General features: G+C 45.7%; 20 protein-coding genes and 1 pseudogene. 18 read left to right on the forward strand and 3 right to left on the reverse strand.

The window, feature by feature from the left end; genetic code table 11:
• Positions 1-6: 6 nt before the first annotated feature.
• A complete protein-coding gene (gene gltB / locus EWM62_RS17940; protein WP_129878056.1) occupies positions 7-4,530 on the reverse strand; it encodes a glutamate synthase large subunit in 4,524 nt (1,507 codons plus the stop codon).
• 250 nt (positions 4,531-4,780) lie between these two features.
• Here gltB and EWM62_RS17945 point away from each other — a divergent pair, with 250 nt between their 5' ends.
• The 13 genes and pseudogenes from EWM62_RS17945 (at position 4,781) to EWM62_RS18000 (ending at position 16,456) form a co-directional block, all read left to right on the forward strand.
• Complete coding sequence (locus EWM62_RS17945; protein WP_129878057.1) at positions 4,781-5,272, forward strand: D-glycero-alpha-D-manno-heptose-1,7-bisphosphate 7-phosphatase; 492 nt, start codon at positions 4,781-4,783, stop codon at positions 5,270-5,272.
• Positions 5,273-5,279: 7 nt separating this feature from the next.
• Positions 5,280-5,714, forward strand: coding sequence for a DUF4844 domain-containing protein (locus tag EWM62_RS17950; RefSeq protein WP_129878058.1), 435 nt, complete (start codon positions 5,280-5,282; stop codon positions 5,712-5,714).
• A gap of 11 nt (positions 5,715-5,725) precedes the next feature.
• Complete coding sequence (locus EWM62_RS17955; RefSeq protein ID WP_129878059.1) at positions 5,726-7,261, forward strand: hypothetical protein; 1,536 nt, start codon at positions 5,726-5,728, stop codon at positions 7,259-7,261.
• A 348-nt stretch (positions 7,262-7,609) separates the two neighbouring features.
• Positions 7,610-8,461: an ATP phosphoribosyltransferase gene (gene hisG, locus EWM62_RS17960; protein ID WP_129878060.1), complete on the forward strand. Its 852-nt coding sequence runs from the start codon at positions 7,610-7,612 to the stop codon at positions 8,459-8,461.
• A gap of 40 nt (positions 8,462-8,501) precedes the next feature.
• Positions 8,502-9,860: a histidinol dehydrogenase gene (hisD, locus tag EWM62_RS17965; RefSeq protein ID WP_129878061.1), complete on the forward strand. Its 1,359-nt coding sequence runs from the start codon at positions 8,502-8,504 to the stop codon at positions 9,858-9,860.
• A gap of 117 nt (positions 9,861-9,977) precedes the next feature.
• On the forward strand, positions 9,978-11,024 hold the full coding sequence (gene hisC, locus EWM62_RS17970) for a histidinol-phosphate transaminase (RefSeq protein WP_129878062.1): 1,047 nt from the start codon (positions 9,978-9,980) through the stop codon (positions 11,022-11,024).
• Positions 11,025-11,026: 2 nt separating this feature from the next.
• Positions 11,027-12,175 carry a bifunctional histidinol-phosphatase/imidazoleglycerol-phosphate dehydratase HisB gene (hisB, locus tag EWM62_RS17975; RefSeq protein ID WP_203235082.1) on the forward strand — a complete coding sequence of 383 codons (1,149 nt, stop codon included), beginning with the start codon at positions 11,027-11,029 and terminating at the stop codon, positions 12,173-12,175.
• A 67-nt stretch (positions 12,176-12,242) separates the two neighbouring features.
• The gene (hisH, locus tag EWM62_RS17980) at positions 12,243-12,833 is read left to right on the forward strand and encodes an imidazole glycerol phosphate synthase subunit HisH (RefSeq protein ID WP_129878063.1); all 591 of its coding nucleotides are present in this window, start codon (positions 12,243-12,245) and stop codon (positions 12,831-12,833) included.
• 3 nt (positions 12,834-12,836) lie between these two features.
• Entirely contained in the window at positions 12,837-13,586 is a 750-nt protein-coding gene (locus EWM62_RS17985) for a 1-(5-phosphoribosyl)-5-[(5-phosphoribosylamino)methylideneamino]imidazole-4-carboxamide isomerase (RefSeq protein ID WP_129878064.1), read from the forward strand.
• A gap of 48 nt (positions 13,587-13,634) precedes the next feature.
• Positions 13,635-13,979, forward strand: a pseudogene (locus EWM62_RS19620) (endonuclease domain-containing protein); the annotation flags it as partial.
• Positions 13,977-14,816, forward strand: coding sequence for an imidazole glycerol phosphate synthase subunit HisF (gene hisF / locus EWM62_RS17990; RefSeq protein ID WP_238989388.1), 840 nt, complete (start codon positions 13,977-13,979; stop codon positions 14,814-14,816). The pseudogene EWM62_RS19620 and the gene hisF, both read left to right, overlap by 3 nt.
• A gap of 65 nt (positions 14,817-14,881) precedes the next feature.
• Positions 14,882-15,469 (forward strand): bifunctional phosphoribosyl-AMP cyclohydrolase/phosphoribosyl-ATP diphosphatase HisIE, encoded by a 588-nt coding sequence (gene hisIE, locus EWM62_RS17995; RefSeq protein WP_129878066.1) that lies wholly within the window; start codon positions 14,882-14,884, stop codon positions 15,467-15,469.
• Positions 15,470-15,553: 84 nt separating this feature from the next.
• A complete protein-coding gene (locus EWM62_RS18000; RefSeq protein WP_129878067.1) occupies positions 15,554-16,456 on the forward strand; it encodes a WD40 repeat domain-containing protein in 903 nt (300 codons plus the stop codon).
• Here EWM62_RS18000 and EWM62_RS18005 read toward each other — a convergent pair.
• Together EWM62_RS18005 and EWM62_RS18010 are read right to left on the reverse strand one after the other, a co-directional pair.
• A complete protein-coding gene (locus EWM62_RS18005) occupies positions 16,453-17,214 on the reverse strand; it encodes a C40 family peptidase (RefSeq protein ID WP_129878068.1) in 762 nt (253 codons plus the stop codon). The genes EWM62_RS18000 and EWM62_RS18005 overlap by 4 nt on opposite strands.
• A gap of 107 nt (positions 17,215-17,321) precedes the next feature.
• Positions 17,322-17,675 (reverse strand): 4Fe-4S dicluster domain-containing protein, encoded by a 354-nt coding sequence (locus EWM62_RS18010; RefSeq protein ID WP_067061870.1) that lies wholly within the window; start codon positions 17,673-17,675, stop codon positions 17,322-17,324.
• Between the two features lie 104 nt (positions 17,676-17,779).
• On the opposite strand from EWM62_RS18010, the gene EWM62_RS18015 reads away from it, so the two are divergent.
• From EWM62_RS18015 to dnaJ, 5 genes are all read left to right on the forward strand, one after another.
• The gene (locus EWM62_RS18015) at positions 17,780-18,802 is read left to right on the forward strand and encodes an acyl-CoA reductase (protein ID WP_129878069.1); all 1,023 of its coding nucleotides are present in this window, start codon (positions 17,780-17,782) and stop codon (positions 18,800-18,802) included.
• Positions 18,803-18,907: 105 nt separating this feature from the next.
• The gene (locus EWM62_RS18020) at positions 18,908-19,111 is read left to right on the forward strand and encodes a fructose-6-phosphate aldolase (protein WP_129878070.1); all 204 of its coding nucleotides are present in this window, start codon (positions 18,908-18,910) and stop codon (positions 19,109-19,111) included.
• A 5-nt stretch (positions 19,112-19,116) separates the two neighbouring features.
• Positions 19,117-19,800: a cell division ATP-binding protein FtsE gene (locus EWM62_RS18025; RefSeq protein WP_129878071.1), complete on the forward strand. Its 684-nt coding sequence runs from the start codon at positions 19,117-19,119 to the stop codon at positions 19,798-19,800.
• 180 nt (positions 19,801-19,980) lie between these two features.
• Positions 19,981-20,556, forward strand: a complete 576-nt coding sequence (locus EWM62_RS18030; RefSeq protein WP_129878072.1) for a nucleotide exchange factor GrpE — start codon at positions 19,981-19,983, stop codon at positions 20,554-20,556.
• A 117-nt stretch (positions 20,557-20,673) separates the two neighbouring features.
• Entirely contained in the window at positions 20,674-21,837 is a 1,164-nt protein-coding gene (dnaJ, locus tag EWM62_RS18035) for a molecular chaperone DnaJ (protein WP_129878073.1), read from the forward strand.
• Positions 21,838-21,971 lie beyond the last annotated feature (134 nt).

Below are 21,971 nucleotides of genomic sequence, written 5' to 3' on the forward strand. Positions count from 1 at the left end.
ATGATATTAGCTTACGGTTTGATATTCTAATTTTTCTAACACTTTCTTGTACTCCTTAGGGAATACTTTTACAAATTGCGATGAAGCCTTACCCCAGTTTTTGAGGATGCCCTGAGCAACCTTACTGCCGGTTAAGTTGATATGTTTCTTCAGCAAAGTGGTTATCTGTTCTTCATCTTTTAACGATAGCGGGTCAAGGTCAACCATTTCGGTATTGCAATTATCTGCAAAGGTGCCGTTAGGGTTGTAGATCCAGGCTATACCACCACTCATACCCGCCGCGAAGTTCCTTCCTGTTTCGCCAAGTATCAGCGCGCGGCCACCGGTCATGTACTCGCAGCCGTGGTCGCCAATACCTTCTACAACTGTTGTAGCGCCCGAGTTACGCACCGCGAAACGCTCGCCTGCCATACCGCGTACAAATAGTTCGCCGCTGGTTGCGCCATACAAGGCTACGTTACCAATGATGATATTATCCTCGGGTTTAAAGGTTGCATTTGCTGCCGGGTAAATAGCCAGCTGCGCGCCCGATAGGCCTTTGCCTACATAATCGTTCGCTTCGCCTTCCAGCTCAAATGAGATGCCTTTGGTAGTGAACGCGCCAAAGCTTTGGCCTGCCGATCCCTTAAATTTATAGTTGATGGTATTATCAGGCAAGCCTGCCGAACCATAGATCTTCGAGATCTCGTTGGATAGCAGCGTACCGATGGTACGGTTAACGTTGATCACATCAAACGTTGCAAATACCGGCGTTTTATCTTCCAGCGCTACTTTAGCCTGTTTCAGCAATTCCCAATCGATAATGGCATCCATACCGTGGTCTTGCTTTTCGCTGTTATAAAGCGTTGTGCCTTTGGTAACAGTTACCGGGTGCAGCATGCCGCTCAGGTCTATCTTTTTGGCTTTCCAGTTTTGCAGGCCATCTTTAACCTTCAGGAACTGCACACGGCCAACCATTTCGTTAATGGTACGGAAACCAAGCTCGGCCATTATCTCGCGCATCTCCTCGGCCATAAAGCGGAACAGGTTTACTACATGATCGGGGCTGCCGCTAAACAACTTCCTTAATTCAGGGTCTTGCGTGGCAACACCTACCGGGCAGGTGTTCAAATGGCATTTACGCATCATGATACAGCCGCCTGCAACAAGGGCTGCGGTGGCAACGCCCCATTCTTCGGCACCCATCAGGGTAGCTATGGCTAAATCGCGGCCGGTTTTTAACTGCCCGTCGGTCTGCAATACTACGCGGCTGCGTAGTTTGTTGCGCACCAGCGTTTGGTGTGCTTCGGCAAGGCCAAGTTCCCAGGGCAGGCCCGCGTGTTTGATAGAGCTTATAGGCGATGCGCCTGTACCGCCGTCGTACCCGGCAATCAAAATAACATCCGCGTGTGCTTTGGCAACACCCGCCGCTATGGTGCCTACCCCTGCTTTTGATACCAATTTAACGTTGATACGTGCGGCACGGTTAGCGTTCTTCAGATCGAAAATTAGCTGCGCCAGGTCCTCGATAGAATAAATATCATGGTGCGGCGGCGGCGATATTAAACCTACCCCCGGTGTAGAGTGGCGGGTTTTGGCAATCCAGTCGTCAACCTTATGGCCCGGCAGTTGCCCGCCTTCGCCCGGTTTTGCACCCTGTGCCATTTTTATCTGCAGTTCATCGGCATTGGTAAGGTAATTGGAAGTTACCCCAAAACGTGCCGAAGCAACCTGCTTGATAGCCGACCGCATCGAGTCGCCGTTTGGCAATTTATCGTAGCGCATTTCGTCCTCGCCGCCTTCGCCGGTATTACTTTTGCCGCCAATGCGGTTCATGGCAATAGCCATGGTGCTGTGCGCCTCGTGCGAGATAGAACCGAACGACATGGCACCTGTTGCAAAGCGGGTCATGATGTTTTCTGCCGGTTCAACTTCGTCAATACTGATGGCTTCGCGATGGTGGGCAAAATCCAGCAGGCCACGTATAGTGAAGTGCTTTTCGGTTTGTTCGTTTATCGCGTTAGCATAATTTTTATAAACCTGGTAGCTGTTGCTGCGGGTTGCATGCTGTAGCAGGTGTACCGTGGTTGGGTTAAACAAGTGGGCTTCACCGCGGCGTTTCCACTGGTAAATACCACCCTCGGGTAGTAAGTGGCCTTCGCTTTTAGGGCTGTTAAAGCCTATTTTGTGTTTGCAAAGCGATTCGCGCGCAATTTCATCGAGGCCTAAACCGCCTATGCGGGTTACCGCGCCGCTGAAGTAACGGTCTACTACAGAACTGTTAAGCCCCAGGATCTCGAACACCTGCGAACCGTGGTACGATTGCAGGGTGGAGATACCCATTTTGGAGAAGATCTTCAGCAAGCCGTCGTTAACCGACTTTACATAGTTTTTATAAAGCGATTTGATATCCAGGCTGGTTTCTAACTGCCCGTTGTTCTTTAACGTTTCGATAGTAGACAGCGCCAGGTATGGGTTAATGGCGGTGGCGCCAAAAGCTAACAAAGTGGCAAAGTGGTGTACTTCCCAAACGTCGCCGGTTTCGGCAACAATACCTACCGCGCCGCGGCGGCCTTTTTTAATTAAATGGTGATGCACAGCAGATACAGCCAAAAGCATCGGGATTGGCGCATGCTCAGAGTCGATAGCACGGTCGCTCAATATCAATACCTCAAAACCATCATCAACGGCATCCTCGGCATAGCGGCAAAGCCTGGCAATACCTTTTTCAAGCGACCCGGCGTTGCCATCGGCATTGTAATAAGTTTGCAGTGTTTTGGCGTGGAACAAACCGGTATCAATCGAACGCAGTTTCTCTAACTGGTGGTTCTTTAATATCGGGTGGTTTAGCACAACGCAATGGCAGTGCATTTTATCCTCGTCCAGCAGGTTGCCGTTGTTACCTATAAAGGTAGCCAGGCTCATTACCAAACGCTCGCGGATAGGGTCTATCGGGGGGTTGGTAACCTGGGCGAAGAATTGCTTAAAGTAGCTGGACAGGTGCTGCGGCTTATCAGAAAGGATAGCCAAAGGCACATCCGTACCCATCGATCCTATTGGCTCTTTACCATCCAAAGCCATTGGCTTTATAATGGTATCGATATCCTCGCGGCTGTAGCCAAATACCTGCTGGTAACGGTAAACCGCATCGGCGCTAAGGCTGGCGAACGATAAACGCGGCTCGGCCAGTTCGCCCAGGCGAATTTTATAATTATCCAGCCAGGTGCCGTAGGGCTGCTGGCCGCTAATTTCTTTCTTAATTTCATCATCAGTGATGATACGGCCCTTTTCGGTATCTATCAGCAGCATTTTACCGGGCTGCAGGCGGCCTTTTCTAACTACTGTGCTTTCGTCAATGGTAAGTGTACCGGCCTCAGATGCGGCGATAACGCGGCCATCGTTGGTGATTACATAGCGCAGCGGGCGCAGGCCGTTACGATCGAGCACGGCACCTACAATTTTACCATCGGTAAATGATATAGCAGCCGGGCCGTCCCAGGGTTCCATCAGGGTAGCATGGTATTCGTAAAACGCCTTTTTAACAGGGTCCATTTGCTCGTTGCCATCCCATGCCTCGGGGATCAGCATCATCATTACATGCGGCAGCGAGCGGCCGGTGTGCAATAAGATCTCGATAATGTTATCCAGACATGCCGAATCTGACTGGTTGTTATCGATAACCGGCAGCAGCATCTCCATTTCCTCGTTAGTGAAGTATGCCGATGCAAATGATTTTAAGCCCGAATAAAACCAGTTAAGGTTACCGGTAAGGGTATTTATCTCGCCGTTGTGCGCAATTAAGCGGAACGGTTGTGCCAGTTTCCACGATGGGAAAGTATTGGTAGAGAAACGCGAGTGGATGACCGCGAAACCCGAAGCCAGGCGCGGATCTGCCAGGTCTGTAAAGTATTTACGCAGCTGGTAAGTGGTAACCTGCCCCTTGTAAATAATGGTACGGCAGCTTAACGATGTAAAGTAAAAATGTTCTGCCGCGGCCGGGATAGTTTCGGTAACGGTTTTGTTTATATAGCGGCGTAAAACGTAAAGTTTACGCTCAAAATCATCGGTATTGGTAATGGTATGCGGGCGGGCTATAAACAGTTGTTCGCTGTCGGGCTCGGCCTGGCGGGCGGTTTCGCCAATGGCCGATGAATCTACCGTTAGCTTACGGTAACCCAGTATATGCAGGCCCAGTTTTTCAACCGCGGCAGCAATAATTTTGCGGCTTGCCTTTTTTAAGGCCGACTCTTTCGGGAAAAATATCATCCCCACCCCGTATTCGCCGGGCTCAGGTAAGCTTATCTCCAGATCCGAGCATTCTTCCATCAAAAATTCATGAGGAAGCTGAATCAAGATACCTGCGCCATCGCCGGTTTCGGGGTCACAGCCGCATGCGCCGCGGTGCTCCATGTTCTCCAGCATGGTTAATGCATCGTCAATAATATGGTTAGATTTATGACCGTTAATATTGGTTATAAACCCTGTTCCGCAGGAATCGTGCTCAAATTCCGACCTGTACAGGCCCTGCTGGTTGCCATCTGTTTGATCCATTCTTTTATCCGCTTTTTAGTGACGCGGGTAATAACGAAATTAACAAATTTCAATATTTTTATAAAATCGCTATTAATTTTTTCAAAATTGTTAAAACAAGAACCTTTTGTTACAAAAAAATTATAATTTAGGCGATAATATTGGTTTATTTATATGAATTTAATAATTATTAACGTTAATTTAATATGCACACATAGCAAATTGACGCATTAAACTAATTTTGCCAAAATTGACTTACACCATATAATATATGCCCGAAAAAATTAAAGCAGTATTTTTAGATCGCGATGGCGTTTTAAACAAAGAAATGGGCGATTACGTATGCCGCCTGGAAGATTTTCATGTGCTGGATAATTTTGCCGCGCTTAAAGAACTGCAGGACCGCGGCTACCTTCTTTTAGTGGCTACCAACCAGGGCGGTTTGGCCAAAGGCTGGTATGATGAAACCGAACTTGGTAAAATGCATGCCCACCTAAAACAGGTGTATCGCGACCATGGCGTAGAGATAACCGACTTTTTTTACTGCCCCCACCATCCCAACTTTACCGGCGACTGCGACTGCCGCAAACCAAAGCCGGGTTTGTTGTTGCAGGGCATCGAAAAATACAATATCGACCCGGCAAGATCATACTTTATTGGCGACCGCGAGCGGGATGTAGAGGCAGGTACAGCCGCAGGTGTAAAAGGTATTTTAATTGACAGCGACCAGCCGATAAGCACTATTTTAAATTTGATCGACTAATATCAAAATGAAAAAACTCTTTATTATCATCCTACTTTTTGCGGCCGGTATCAGTAACAAAACATTTGCCCAGGGTGATAACGCGCAGGCCAGGCAACAGCTTCATAGCTTTAAAATTAAGGCAAAGCTAAACCCCGAAACAGGAGAGGTTAATTATCGCGGTTTATCAAAACCCGAACTGCAGCCCAAACTAAACAGCCTGCTAAACGTTGTTGCTGATGACTTTATTAAAATATCAGGCGACGGGGTTTCGTCAGATAAATTTGAGGATTATGTAAGGATCGGGTTAACCCGGTTCGGGCCTTATTATGCCGACCTTGATTTAGAGGACAAAAAACGCATTTGTGCTTATTTTACAGAACTGATGGAGGATGTAAACCTCGAAAGCCCTGATGCCATATTAACCAACTGGATAAATGGTTATGACCCTGCCGTAAAATAGATTGTTAATTGATGCAGATACCTGACAAATTAAAAAACTACGACACGCTGCTGTTTGCGGCAATTGCCGCTTTTGCTATATACACTTTTTGCAGCTACAGCGGAATAGGCATATCGCCCGATTCCATCATGTACACCAGCGCGGCCCGTAGTTTTGTAGCTAACGGTACCCTGCTTACTTTTAACCACATCCCTATTGTTGATTTCCCGGTATTTTATCCACTGTTTTTAGGTATCATCAGCTTTATAACGCGGGTAGACCCGGTGGCCTTTGGCGCTACACTAAACATGATACTGTTTGCCACGCTGATATACACCAGCGGGTGGATCATGTCGCGCTTTGTGCCCTCATCGCGCATATATAAATGGCTGGTGCTGGCGGCTATCATCTTAAATCCCGGTTTGCTGCAGGTGTACTCCTACCTGTGGTCCGAGACGCTGTTCATCCTGGAGGCGCTGTTCTTCCTCATCGTTTTCCGCAAATACATGTTAACCTATGCCGGTAAATGGCTGGTGTTTGCCGCGATTATTGCGGCCGTAGCCTGCATAACCCGTTATGCCGCGGTAACCATTGTAGGTACAGGCGGTTTGTTATTATTGTTAGACAGGAAACTCCCCATCAGGAAAAAGATAGGGCATATATTAATATATGGCGTTATCTGTATATCGCTGCTGGTGGCCAACCTAACATTCAACGCTTTGCATACGGGCACGGTAACCGGTCCGCGCGAGCCTTCAATCACATCCTTTGGCAAAAACCTGTTCTATTTTGGCTCGGTGTTTTGCGAGTGGATGGGGATGACGCCCAACATGTACACCTTAGTAGCATTGCCGCTTGCCATAATTATACTGGCAGGTTTTATAGCCGCCCTTGCATTTAATTTTACCCGCCGCAAGTTGGATAGTTTTGAGAACCTGGCTATCACCTTCGCGCTGGTTTATGGGCTGTTTATTGTGCTGTCGTCTACCTTTTCGCGGTACGAGCGCATTAACCCGCGCTTATTATCGCCCATGTATATACCGGCTTTGTGGGGTTACACCAGTTGGGGCCTGTTGCTTTTAAAACGCATCAGGCTTAAAAATATGCGTATTACCGTAGCTACGCTGTTTATATTGATGATGCTGGGTTATATCACCAAAATTTACCTGGTTGATAAAAAGCGATACGATGAGCAAATTGCCGACGATTACGGGAACCCCGGCTACACCGATGACGGGTGGATGGAATCGGAATTTGCCAATTACCTGCGTCATATAGATAAAAGCATTTTCGACCCCAGGGTTACCATTTACTCTGATGCGCACGAAGCAGTTTACTTCTTTTCGGGCATGTCGTCATACCTTGTTCCGCATAAATTCTTCAAAAAGGATGTAGAAAAATTTTATAAGATAAAACGCTTCTACCTCATCTGGTTCAATAACCTTGAGAACAAAGAACTTATTAATATCAAGGATATTGAAAAGGTAAAAAAACTAAAAGTGATAAAGCAGTTTGAAGAGGGTGCTATTTATGAGTATGAGGGGGAAGATGGTCTGAACTCGAATTAAACGAATTTTGGGAATTAATCGAACTATAGCAACTTCATTCTCAAAATTCTATAATTCCATAAATTCGAGTTCAGACAAATAAATTACATAAGCACTTATACATATTGCCATTCTGCTAATAAATGGCAGATAAAATTGAATTTTTAGCAATCAATTTCACATAAAATTTTGATTTAATAAAATAGGACATATATTTGCATCGCTTACCCACAGCAATTATACAAAATGAACGGACTTAACACATATCATTTACATCTGCACCATCACCACCATGTGGTGATCAGATAATTATATGTTTCTACGCGAAATATCGTCCTCCGTTTATATTCATTTCCTTAAAATCAGCTTGTGAAAACACTAAAAATAGCGATCCAGAAATCGGGTCGGCTCAACGAAAAATCCGTTGAATTGTTAAAAAATTGCGGCCTTAATTTCGAAAATTATAAGAGCTCGCTCATCTCCCCTGTATCAAATTTCCCGTTAGAGATCCTTTTTCTGCGTGACGATGATATCCCCGAATATGTGCAGGATGGCATTGCCGACCTGGGCATTGTTGGCGAAAACGTGATACAGGAAACCGAGGTTGAGGTAAGTTATCTGCAAAAACTTGGTTTTGGTAAATGCTCGTTAAAAATAGCGGTGCCAAATAACAATACCATTACCGTTTTAGATCAGCTAAACGGCAAGGCAATTGCTACCACTTACCCGGTTATATTAGGTAAATACCTGAAAGAAAAAGGCATCTCATCTGATATCCGCACCATTTCGGGTTCGGTAGAGATCTCGCCGGGCCTTGGTTTAAGCGATGCCATTTGCGATTTGGTTTCAACTGGTGGTACCTTAAAAAGCAACGGGCTGATCCCCTTTGCCGATGTGATGAGCAGCGAGGCCGTTTTAATTGGCAGCAAAGGCAGCGAGAACGATGATTTGGTGCAGGAATTGATACAAAGGATCCAGTCGGTATTACGGGCGAAGGAAACCAAATACGTGGTGCTGAATGTAGAACGTAAAAACCTTGATGCGGTAACGGCTTTACTGCCGGGCGTAAAAAGTCCATCGGTAGTGCCATTGGCCGAGGTTGACTGGGTGGCGGTACATACCGTGATCCCCGAGCGCGATTTTTGGGACCGCATAAGCCAGCTAAAACAAGCCGGCGCGCAAGGCATTGTAGTAATGCCGATTGAGAAGATAATATTGTGAGCCCCCCAACCCCCTGAAGGGGGGAGTAAAATATTTTATAATGAGTATAGATAAAAAACAAAAAAGCACTTCAAAAGCTCCCCCTTCAGGGGGCGGGGGGGGCTTCGTTTTTCATTATTCAGATCTTTCTGCTAACGACATCGCCCGCCTGGTTCAGCGTAATGTTGACCCTGCGAACGAGATTCGCGCTTTAGTTGAGGAGGTTATAGAACATGTTAAGCAAAACGGCGATAGCGCCCTGATAGACTATGCCCAAAAGTTTGATAAGGTTGAACTGACCAAACTTTATCTTGACAGGGCCGAACTGGAAGAAATAGCATCCGCAGTATCCGAAGATCAGCAGGAAGCTTTACAAACCGCTTATGCTAATATCTATAAATTCCACAAGGCGCAGTTAAAAACCGAGGATAAGGTAGAAACCATGCCCGGCGTAACCTGTTGGCGCGAGTTAAGGGCCATAGAAAAAGTTGGTTTGTACATTCCCGGCGGCACTGCTGTTTTACCATCAACCTTTTTGATGCTGGGTATCCCGGCGAGGATTGCAGGTTGCAGCGAGATCGTGGTTTGTTCGCCCCCGCAAAAAAATGGTAAGGTGAATGCCTTTATCGCCTATGTAGCTTTGATGCTGGGTATCAATAAAGTGTATCTGGTTGGTGGCTCGCAGGCCGTTGCGGCTATGGCTTACGGTACCGAAACTATTACCAAGGTCGACAAGATCTTTGGCCCGGGCAACCAGTTTGTAACCAAGGCCAAAACTATCATTCAAAGCACCACTACAACCGCCATCGATATGCCTGCGGGTCCGTCTGAAGTATTGGTAATTGCAGATAGGAGCGCCAAACCCGCTTACGTTGCCGCCGACTTGCTGGCACAGGCCGAGCACGGGATAGACAGCCAATCGATATTGGTTTGTACCTCGCAAGACATAGCTGATAAAACATTAGCGGAAGTACAAAAACAACTGGCCGTTTTACCGCGTGCAGAAATAGCTAAACAGGCTTTGGATAATTCGTACATCATCATCACCCAAGACCTGGATGAGGCGATGAATTTCAGCAACGAATACGCACCCGAGCACTTAATTTTGGCGACTGAGCAGTGGAAAGATTTAACGCCGAAGATCATTAATGCAGGCTCGGTATTCTTAGGTAATTTAACTCCGGAGAGTGCGGGAGACTATGCATCGGGCACTAACCACACGTTGCCAACAAGCAGTTATGCAAGGGCTTATTCGGGCGTATCGGTAGATTCGTTTGTGAAGAAAATAACCTTCCAGTATTTAACGGAAGAAGGCATACAAAACATAGGCCCGTCGGTAGAGATACTGGCCGAAATGGAAGGCCTGCACGCTCATAGGAATGCGGTGAGTGTGAGGATGGGGACTAATAAGAATACATAAATATGTCATTGCGAGGAGCGCAGCGACGCGGCAAACTCGTCGCCAATGCATTACCGCTATGCTTCCGACGAGGTTGCCGCGCTATCGCTCGCAATGACATGGTTTAAATAGATTACAATGTTTGAATTAAATAACCTTTTACGCGAAAACATCAAAAACCTGACCCCCTATTCATCCGCGCGCGATGAGTACACAGGCGAGGCAAGCGTGTTTTTGGATGCGAATGAAAACGCGTTCGGTTCGCCATTGGAAACGGCTTACAACCGTTACCCCGATCCTTTGCAGTACCGGGTAAAAATGAAGCTGAGCGAAATTAAAGGCGTGCCTGCCCGCAATATCTTTTTGGGCAACGGCAGCGATGAGGCCATCGATATCTTATTCCGCAGTTTTTGTAACCCGGGGGTTGATAACGTGATCATCGTACCGCCAACATATGGTATGTACCAGGTATCGGCCAATATCAATGATGTAGAAGCCCGGAAGGTGCTGCTAACTGAAGAATATCAATTAGACCTTGACGGCATTGCCGAGGCCATCGACAAGAACACCAAACTGATCTTCGTTTGCTCGCCAAATAACCCAACGGGCAATTCCATCAACCGTGATGATATTGAAACGCTGTTAGCCAACTTTAATGGCTTAGTAATAATCGATGAGGCGTATATTAATTACAGCCGCCAAAAAACATTTATACAGGAACTTACCGAATACAGCAACCTTGTGGTACTGCAAACCCTGTCTAAAGCATGGGGACTTGCAGGCTTACGTGTAGGCATGGCTTTTGCCAGCGAAGAGATCATCGAAGTGATGAACAAGGTGAAGCCGCCTTATAATATGAACGAGGCATCGCAGCAGTTGGCTTTGCAGGCGCTTAACAATGTATCGCTGGTGAACCTTTGGATAAAAGAAACGCTTGAAGAGCGCGATAAACTGGTGCTTAATTTAAAAGAGTTTGATTTTGTATTGGATATTTACCCATCTGATGCCAACTTCATCCTCGTAAAAACTACCAATGCCAAAGCCATTTACGACTTTTTGGTAAAGCACGGCATCATCATCCGCGACCGCTCTAAAGTGGAGCTTTGCGAGGGTTGTCTGCGCATCACCATCGGTACACCCGATGAAAACAAAACACTGATAGAAACCTTACAGCAATACAAATAACAATGAGCAAGCTGCAAAAAGTACTTTTTATTGACCGCGACGGTACCATCATCAACGAAACACCCGATGAGCAGATAGATTCGTTCGCGAAGCTGACGTTTTACCCCGGCGCTTTGCAGTACCTGCCAAAAATTGCCGTTGAATTGGATTTTGAGCTGGTAATGGTAACCAACCAGGATGGTTTGGGCACAGCCGTTTATCCCGAGGATACTTTTTACCCGGTGCATAACTTCATCCTTAAAACATTTGAGAACGAGGGTGTATATTTCACCTACCAGGCTATTGACCGTACATGGCCTGCCGACAACGCCCCTACCCGCAAACCGGCTACAGGTTTACTGACCCAATATTTGGACGGGGACAAATACGACCTTGCCAACTCCTTCACCATCGGCGACCGAAAGAACGATGTACTTCTGGCAAAAAATTTAGGCGCGAAAGCCATTTGGTTAAACAATAAATCGGGACTTGGCGACCAGGAATTTGCATCGGACGCTGACGGTGATATTGCGAATGTAGTAGCCCTGCAAACCATAGACTGGAAAGATATTTACGAGTTTTTAAAACTTGGCCAACGTATTGTAGAGCATAGCCGTGTTACCAAAGAGACCGATATACGCATCAAAATAAACCTTGATGGTGCTGGCGAAGCTAAAGTTTCAACAGGCCTGCACTTTTTCGACCATATGCTTGACCAGATCGCCCGCCACGGCGGCATCGACCTGGAAGTAACCGCCAAAGGCGATCTGCATATTGACGAGCACCACACCATTGAAGATACAGGCATTGCTTTAGGCGAGGTTTTTGCCACGGCTTTAGGCAATAAAATGGGCATTGAACGTTATGGTTTCTGCCTGCCGATGGACGATTGCCTGGCACAAGCAGCAATTGACTTCGGTGGCCGCAACTGGATAGTTTGGGAGGCAGATTTTAAGCGCGAAAAAGTGGGTGATGTACCTACAGAGATGTTCTATCACTTTTTTAAATCGTTCAGCGATGCATCAAAATGCAACCTGAACATAAAAGCAGAAGGACAAAACGAACACCATAAAATAGAAGGTATATTTAAAGCCTTTGCCAAAGCCATCAAAATGGCCGTAAAGCGCGACGTTAATAAAATGGTTTTACCTTCTACTAAAGGTTTATTATAGTAGCAGTTTTAAGTGGCAGCTGCAGTAGTTTATACTGCTACAGCAACTGCCACTGCAACTTTAAAATATGATAGGTATTATAAGATACGGAGCCGGGAACATCTTTTCGCTTACAGCTGCTTTGGAGCGGCTGGGTATTGCCTATGGCATGGTGAACACCGAGGCCGATATGGAACAGTTCGACCGTTATATTATACCGGGTGTTGGTCATGCGGGCGCGGCGATGCATAAGCTGGAGCAAACGGGTTTGGTTCCTGCTATAAAAGCGCTTAAAAAACCGACGCTGGGTATATGTGTTGGGATGCAATTGCTAACCGCTTATAGCGAGGAGGGTGATGCCAATTTGCTAAACCTGTTCCCTATCAAAACATTAAAATTCCCTCATCAGGCTGATTTTAAAGTGCCGCATACGGGATGGAACCAGGTTTTCATGGAAAAAGAAAACCCCTTATTTGAAAATATACCCGCCGGGTCACACTTTTACTTCGTACATTCATACTTTATTGAGTACGACCCATCATTCACTTTATCGTCAACCAGTTACATAAATAAATTTTCGGCATCAATTTGGCATAGTAACTTTTACGGTGTGCAGTTTCACCCGGAAAAGTCGGGCACGTATGGCGAAACATTATTAAAAAACTTCTCAAAAATTTAAAACATGTATATTATTCCTGCCATTGATATTTTAAATAAAAAGGTTGTGCGCCTTCGCGAGGGCGACTACAAGCAGGTAACAGAATACGACGTTACACTCGAGGAAATGATTGAAAGGTACCAAAGCAACGGTACAAATTTCATCCACGTTATTGACCTTAACGGAGCAAAAAACGATTTCAGCAACCAGCAGTATTTGTTTGATGTGATCCGCAAAACCGATATGCAGGTGCAATACGGTGGCGGTATCCGCAGTATAGATAAGGTTAAAGAGTTGATAGATGCCGGTGTGCACCGTGTTATTGTAGGTACGCAGGCCATCACCAACCCTGCCTTTTTGGAAGACCTGAGCAAGGCCATTTGCGGCCGCGATAAATGCAGCGACCAGGTAGTTATCGCCATCGATGTATTAGACGAGGTGATCAAATATTCAGGCTGGATGGAAAGTTCCCCGATCAAACTGATGGATTATGTGGACAAGTGCCTGGCGCTTGGTTTCTTCCGTTTCCTGTGTACCGATATCAACAAAGACGGTAAACTTGGCGGCGCAGGCGTTGAACTGTACAGTAAACTGCTCGACCATTCGCCGTTCATTAAACTGATCGCATCTGGTGGTGTAAGCTCGATGAATGATATTGAGGAACTTAGTAAAATTAAGGTAGAAGCCTGCGTAGTAGGCAAAGCCATTTACGAGAATCACATTAGTATCGAAGAAATTAAAAACTGGAATTTGGAATCTTTGATGTCGATATAAACAACGCAGACGCCCCCCAGCCCCCTAAAGGGGGAGCTTTTGAATAGCATGAGCAAAAAACTCTTTTTAGGAGCAGACCGAAATGTGTTTAAGAATGCTGAAGCACTCAGACATAATCCAACACAAGCCGAATTGATATTGTGGGGATATTTAAGCGGTAAACAACTTGGCGTCAAATTTAGAAGACAGCATCCATTAGGAATTTACATAGCAGATTTCTATTGTCATCAACACAGATTGATAATCGAATTAGATGGTAGCATACATAACTTGCCAGAAGTTGCTGCTAATGACATTGTCCGACAAAGCAATTTAGAAGCTGATGGTTTTAAACTGTTACGGTTCACTAATCAGCAAATATTTAATCAATTAGAACACGTATTGGCAACCATACAATCAGAATTAAATTCCCCCTTCAGGGGGTTAGGGGGCACCGGGGGCTTAACTAAAAGAATTATCCCCTGCCTTGACGTTAAAGATGGCCGCACTGTAAAAGGTGTGAACTTTGTTGACCTGCGCGATGCCGGCGACCCGGTAGAACTGGCCTGGAACTATTCGCAGCAGGGTGCCGACGAACTGGTTTTCCTGGATATTACGGCCACCGTAGAGCGCCGCAAAACCATGGTCGAGTTGGTAAAAGCTGTAGCAAGGCAAATTAACATTCCATTCACCATTGGTGGTGGTATTAACGAAATTGCAGATGCGGATGCCCTGCTTAATGCAGGTGCAGATAAGATCTCTATCAACTCGGCCGCGGTGCGTAACCCGGCTTTGATAGATGAACTGGCCAAAGCCTTCGGTGTGCAGTTTGTGGTGATAGCGGTTGATACCAGGGTTATGGGCAATAAAAACATCGTCCACCTGAATGGCGGCAGGCTGCCGACAGAAAAGGAAACTTTGGACTGGATAATAGAAGCCCAAAACCGCGGCGCAGGCGAGATCCTGCTAACCTCGATGGACCACGATGGTACCAAGGCCGGTTTTGACAACGGTTTGCTTAAATTAGTGAACGATACGGTGAATATCCCGGTGATCGCATCCGGTGGCGCGGGCTCGGTACAGCATTTTGTGGATGTTTTCAAAAAAACAAATGTAGATGCCGCGCTGGCCGCTTCGGTATTCCACTACGGTGAGATACTGATACCTGACCTGAAAGCGGTTTTGAAAGAAAATAATATTGAGGTGAGGGAAGCCTCACCCCAAACCCCTTTCCGAGGGAGAGGGGCTTAAAGAAATTTTAACAAAATAATTAAATGTCTCTCCGCTAACCAGCGGAGAAGATTTAAAGGGGGCTTATGAACATCGATTTTAACAAAACAGACGGTTTAGTACCGGTGGTAATACAGGACGAGCAAACGCTTGAAGTACTGATGCTGGGTTACATGAACCGGGAAGCATACGATAAAACCGTACAGGAAAATATCGTAACCTTCTTTTCCCGCTCTAAAAACCGCTTGTGGACAAAGGGCGAAACCAGCAAAAACTATTTGCATGTAAAAACCATGCATATTGATTGCGATAACGATACCTTGCTGATAAAGGTTAAAGCCGATGGTCCAACCTGCCATACCGGTTCGCGCAGTTGTTTCCAAACGGAATACAACCAAAACTTTTTGATGCAGTTGGAGAACATTATCACCGACAGGTATGAAAATCCTACCGAGGAATCATACATCAACAAACTGCGTAAAAAGGGTCTAAAAAAGATCACCCAAAAAGTTGGCGAAGAAGGTGTAGAGGTGGTAATTGCCGCTCTTTACGAAACCGAAACGGAGTTGGTTGATGAAGCCAGCGACCTGATGTTCCACCTGTTAGTGCTGCTGAAAGAAAAAGGCCTAAATTTGGAGCGCATAGCAAAAAACTTAGAGGAAAGACACAAATAGTTCATTTTTGATGGTTCATAGATCATAGTAGCTTCAGCACTTTTCATACCATGAACTATCATCCATGAACCATGAACCAGTCAAATGGAAGTACAAAAATCAGCAGAATTAACCGGCCATAGCAATCCTATTTTTAGCCTGGAGCTTTCGCAAAAGCCGGGCATATTGTTTAGCGGGGGTAATGATAAAGGTTTGGTGGAATGGAGTTTGGAAACCAACTCGTTCATAAAGGTGATGTTCCCGGTGATGGCGTCTATTTATGCTATCCATTGTCCTGTTGGTTATCCGTTAATGTTCGCAGGCTTGCGTAGCGGCGAGGTACTGGTGTTTAACTTTATTGAGCAGAAAATAACCCACCGCTTACGGCACCATGTTAAACCTGTTTTTGATATCAAGTCATCCGCAAAAAAAGATGAACTGCTGATAGCATCAGAAGATGGCACCGTATCCGTTTGGAGTTTAAAAACCCTTGAATTACTGCACAGTATACCGGTATCAAACGACACCGTGCGCTGCATCGCCATAAACCCAGCAGAAGACCGTATAGCTTTTGGCTGCCGCGATAACCGCGTTGTAATTTACGCCCTGGAAGATTATAGCCCTATAAAAGCGCTTATTGGCCATACTATGGCGGTATTTTCCCTACAATATTCCCCAACCGGCGATTACCTGGTATCGGGCGCGAGAGATGCGCAGGTGAAGATTTGGGACAACAAAACCTACTCGCTCATTCAAAATATCCCAGCGCATTTGTTCGCGGTTAACCATATTGCGTTCCATCCTACCCAACCATATTTTGCAACGGCCAGTATGGATAAAAGCATTAAAATATGGGATGTCGTCGATTTTAAGCTGCGCAAGATCATCAGCCGCGAAAAAGGGTATGCCGGCCATGTACTCTCTATCAATAAACTGGCATGGAATGGCGACCAGTTGCTATCTGCCGGTGACGATAAAAAGGTAATTATCTGGGATGTATCCTTCTAAAAGTACCGTTTGATAACTTTTAGCCGGTGTGTATAACGCTTTAACTCTTCCGAGTAAATACCCTGCGTATCTATGGTATCTATTTTAACCTTCCCGGAAGCGTGGATAATTTGCCCGCCGCCTAAAATTATGCCTACGTGGGTAATACGCCCCTCCTCGTTATTAAAAAAGGCCAGGTCGCCAAGCTTGGCTTTAAGTACTGTGTCAACCGGGGTGCCGTCTTCGGCCTGTAACGATGCATCCCTGCGCAGGTTAATCCCCCGCAGCTTATAAACAACTTGTGTAAAACCCGAACAATCGATACCGAAATGGGTGCGGCCGCCCCATAAATATGGCGCGTTTAAAAAAGAGCGGGCTATATTGGCAATGCTGTCCTTTTCGCCTATTTCGCCTATTATTTCAAATTTTTGGTTACCTATATAACTGGTTGTGCCTTCTAAAAAAGCCAGTGAACTACCCGCGGGCAGGTATATTACCGAATTATCAATGATCTTCCAGGCCTGCGTAACAGCCCTGTAGGTTAATGGCGGCGGGGTTTGCAATAAGCGTTTATATGCCAAATGGCCCAGCATGGCAAATTGCAGGCGGTCTATCCAACCGGTGTAATTATCTGTTGCAGTGGTTATTTGTACCCACTTTTCCTTCCATTCTAAAATTTCGAATGCTTCACCAAATAAAACCTGCGATACCTGCTCGCTGCGGTCGCTTGGTTCTGCACGTAAGGGTACCACAGCCAGGTTACAAATTCCGTATTCCATGTTTTAAAAAATCACAGATTATTACGTTAAAGTAGGTAATAATGTTTTCTTAAACAAAAAAGGGGAAAGCAATAACTGCTTTCCCCTTCAAAATAGTATTTTTTAAATTATCCGTTCTGGTGCAGCCAGTCTTTTTTGGCATGCAGTTCCTCTTCGGTTTCGCGTACGTCCTCGTCATCCACACAGCAATCAACCGGGCAAACTGCAGCACATTGCGGCTCGTCATGAAAACCAACACACTCGGTACATTTATCCGGTACGATGTAATAAATATCATCAGATAAAGCAGCCTGTGCTTCCTCTGCATTTAAAGTATTACCATCGCCAAAATCAATCACGCCTTTTAAATCTGTACCGTCGCTAAAACGCCACGCAGCACCAGCATCATAAATAGCATTATTAGGGCACTCTGGTTCGCAGGCCCCGCAGTTTATGCATTCATCGGTGATTATAATCGCCATATTATTTAAATATTCTTATTGTATTCTATTTACCTTTGCCCTATAATTCGGGCTTGCAAATATAACAAAAAAAGGCTTTAAGGGTTTAGCCCGATAACATATATATGTCAAAATTTAATATTACAGATACTATAAACACATTTTCGGAACTGGGCAGGCAACTTACAGCGCCCGATGCGCAACTGATGGAGGTAATTGAAACCGAGCGCCAGCATAATGCCTGGTTTACCCCCAAGAGTGTATTAAACGCGGTAACCGCCACCGGCCGGATGCTCAACAAAGCCGACCTGGAGCAATGGCTTAAAAAATATAATATTACAGGAGATGGCAACAAAAAGGTGGGGTTGGTGCTTGCAGGCAACATACCGCTGGTAGGTTTTCATGATGTGCTTTGTGTATTGGTAACGGGTAACCGCGCGCTGATAAAGGCATCATCGCAGGATGCCCGCCTGGTAAAATATGTGCTGAATTTACTGGTAGAAATTGATAACAGGTATGCAGATCAGTTCAGTTTTGTAGAACGGCTGGAAGGTTTTGATGCCATTATTGCTACCGGCAGCAATAACACCTCGCGCTATTTTGAGTACTATTTTGGCAAGGTGCCCAACATCATCCGCAAAAACCGCAACAGCATAGCGCTGTTAACGGGCAACGAAACCGCCGAACAACTGGCCGCCTTAGGGCACGATATTTTTGATTATTACGGCCTGGGCTGCCGCAATGTATCTAAAGTACTGGTACCCGAGGGGTATGTATTCAATTTCTTTTTTGAATCGATAGAGCATTTTGCGCCTATCATCCATCACCATAAATACAACAACAATTACGATTACAATAAATCCATTTACCTGGTAAACCGCGACGAGCACCTGGATAACGGCTTTTTATTGCTGAAGCAGGATACCAGTCTTACATCGCCCCTGGCCTGCCTGTTTTACGAAACTTATACTGATCTGCAATCGGCAGAAAAACAACTGCAACAGCAAAGCGACAACCTGCAATGCATAGTAACCACCGCGCCGTTGCAAACGCAAAACCAGGTAGTTAATTTTGGCCAAAGCCAGCACCCGCAATTGTGGGATTATGCCGATGGCGTAGATACAATGGATTTTTTGTCAAATCTTTAAAATTACAATACCTTTGGGGAGAGTTCATAGTTCATGGATCATTGTTCATGGTGACGCTTAGATAGTGCAGCTGCTATGAACCATGAACTATCAACCATGAACTAAATGTACATTATAAAAGTAAAAGGCGTTGCCAAAATACCCGATTACGTGCAGCTAAGAGACGATAAGTTTACCCTGCTGGCATATTTTAGGGTTGACAGGCCCGAGAAATCGCTGGATAAAATTGGCCTTACCGATAAGTACGAATACATTATGGGCGTTATTAAAGACCTGCCCTTTGGTAAAATATTAAAATTAGAGCTGTAAGTAACATGATTGGAAACTCTATTATAAAACTAAATAACGTTGATATTTTTCAGCAGAAGCACCTGGTTTTATCAAACGTAAACCTGCATATTGATAAAGGCGACTTTGTTTGGCTTATTGGCCAAACCGGGTCTGGTAAAAGCAGTTTGCTAAAAGTTATTTATGGCGACCTTAATATTGCCAGCGGTACCGGCCACGCCTGCGGGTACGAGCTAAGTAAACTGGCTACCAAAGATGTGCCCTACCTGCGCCGCAAGCTGGGGATTGTTTTCCAGGACTTTCAATTACTTACAGACCGGTCTGTTGAGCAAAACCTGCAGTTTGTAATGCGCGCCACCGGCTGGGAAGATAAAAAGCAAATTGCCGACCGCATACTGGATGTGCTGGAAAAAGTTGGCCTGCGTTCGAAATTAAAAAAGATGCCGCATGAGCTATCAGGCGGCGAGCAGCAGCGTGTGGTTATTGCCCGTGCCCTGCTTAACAACCCCGAAATTATACTGGCCGATGAGCCTACCGGTAACCTTGATCCTGATACATCCGAAGAGATCGTATTACTGCTAAAACAGATAAGCCAGGGCGGTACCGCCGTTGTTGTTGCCACACACGATTATCACATCATCCGCACCTTCCCATCGCGTATTATCAAATGCGAAAACGGTAAGGTATTAGAAGATGTGAAGATGGCTTAACTTTTTAAGTGGCAGTTGCGGGTAACAGTAGCTTTAAACAAACTGCCACTGCCAACTTTTAACTGCCACATCGCTTTCTGCCACTATTTACAAATTTTTTAAATTACTACTGCCACGTTGTCGGGTTTAGCCTGATGGCAGGATACTTGATTAGCACTATTTGCTATGAATTTTAATGACATGCTAAAGAAAAAAAATAAAGGAAATTCAGAAAAGCCTGAAACTACCGCCGAAGTAAAGAACGATAACGGACAGGTTGGCGGTGCAGAACAGGCTGATGGAACTGATAACGGTACAGATGCACCTACCGCCGAAGAAAAACTGAAAGACGAGCTAACACAGGCCAACGATAAGTACTTAAGGTTATATGCCGAGTTTGATAACTTCCGCCGCCGTACCATTAAGGAACGCGAGGACGCCCGCAAAACCGAAGGTAAAGACGTTATAGTTGCCCTGCTGCCTGTATTGGACGATTTTGAACGCGCTTTACGGTCGATGGATACGGTTACCGATGTTGTACCGGTTAAAGAGGGTGTAGCATTGATACAGCATAAGCTAAAAAATATATTAACCCAAAAGGGTTTAAAAGAAATGCAATCAATAGGTACCACGTTTGACCCTGACTTGCACGAAGCCATTACCAACATACCCGCGCCAACCGATGATATGAAAGGCAAAGTGGTAGACGAAATGGAAAAAGGTTATGAGCTGAACGAAAAGGTAATTCGTTTTGCTAAAGTTATAGTTGGAGCGTAAGGTTGATGTCGGGTTTGGGACCTACGATTTCGGATTTGTTTCCTGTCGTCCCCCATTCTTAAATCAATATTATTATAAAATCCGAAATTGAAAATTCGAAATCCGAAATAAAGAATTATGGCTAAGAGAGATTATTACGATGTGCTGGGCATTAGCAAAGGTGCAGATGCTGATGAGATAAAAAAGGCATATCGTAAAATGGCTATCAAATATCACCCCGATAAAAACGAGGGCGATAAAGCGGCTGAAGAAAAATTCAAAGAAGCTGCCGAAGCTTATGAGGTTTTAAGCAACCCCGAAAAACGCCAGCGGTACAACCAGTTTGGCCATGCGGCAAATGCAGGGTCGGCAAGTGGCGGTGGTTACGGTGGCGGCAGCATGAATATGGACGACATATTCAGCCAGTTTGGTGATATATTTGGCGGCGGCAGTCCGTTCGAAGGTTTCTTTGGCGGTGGCGGCGGTCGGCAGGGCGGCGGGCGCAGGGTAGCCCGCGGCAGTAACCTGCGCATTAAAGTAAGGCTATCGCTTGAAGAAATTGCCAACGGCGCCGAAAAGAAGATCAAAGTAAACAAACAAATACTGTGTAAAACCTGCGATGGCACGGGCGCTAAGGATAAATCATCCTTTTCAACCTGTTCTACCTGTGGTGGACAGGGTTCGGTGCGCAGGGTAACCAATACCATTTTGGGCCAGATGCAAACAACCAGCACCTGCCCTACCTGTAACGGCGAAGGCTCTACCATCACCAGTAAATGTACCGTTTGCCACGGCGACGGCGTTGTACGCGGTGAAGAAACCATTACCATAAACGTTCCGGCAGGTGTAAGCGAAGGCATGCAGCTGAGCATGAGCGGCAAGGGTAACGCTGCCCCGCGCGGCGGTGTACCGGGCGACCTGATCATCCTGATTGAGGAGATCCCGCACGAAACTTTAAAGCGTGATGGCAACAACGTGATATACGACCTGCACATTAACTTTGTTGACGCGGCCTTAGGTACCAGTATAGAAGTACCCACTATTGACGGTAAAGCGAAAATTAAGATAGAGCCGGGCACACAGGGCGGTAAAATATTGCGTTTAAAAGGCAAAGGCGTACCCGAGGTAAACTCGTACCACCGTGGCGATCAGCTGATCCACGTAAATATATGGACGCCAAAAGCCCTGAGCCGCGAAGAACGCGAAGCACTTGAAAAACTACAAGGCTCGCCAAACTTTAAACCAAACCCCGGCAAAAACGAAAAAAGCTTTTTTGAACGGATGAAGGAATACTTTGAGTAAGTAAGTTTGGTAAATCAGTAAAGACGAAAAGTCCGGAAGATATGAAGCCCTGCATTTGATGCGGGGCTTTTTTGTCTAAACATATTGTAACAATACATCCGCACTTATATCTAAATTAGCATATAACCATTCAC

This window comes from Mucilaginibacter terrigena (assembly GCF_004168255.1).
In the GTDB taxonomy this organism is placed as follows: domain Bacteria; phylum Bacteroidota; class Bacteroidia; order Sphingobacteriales; family Sphingobacteriaceae; genus Mucilaginibacter; species Mucilaginibacter terrigena.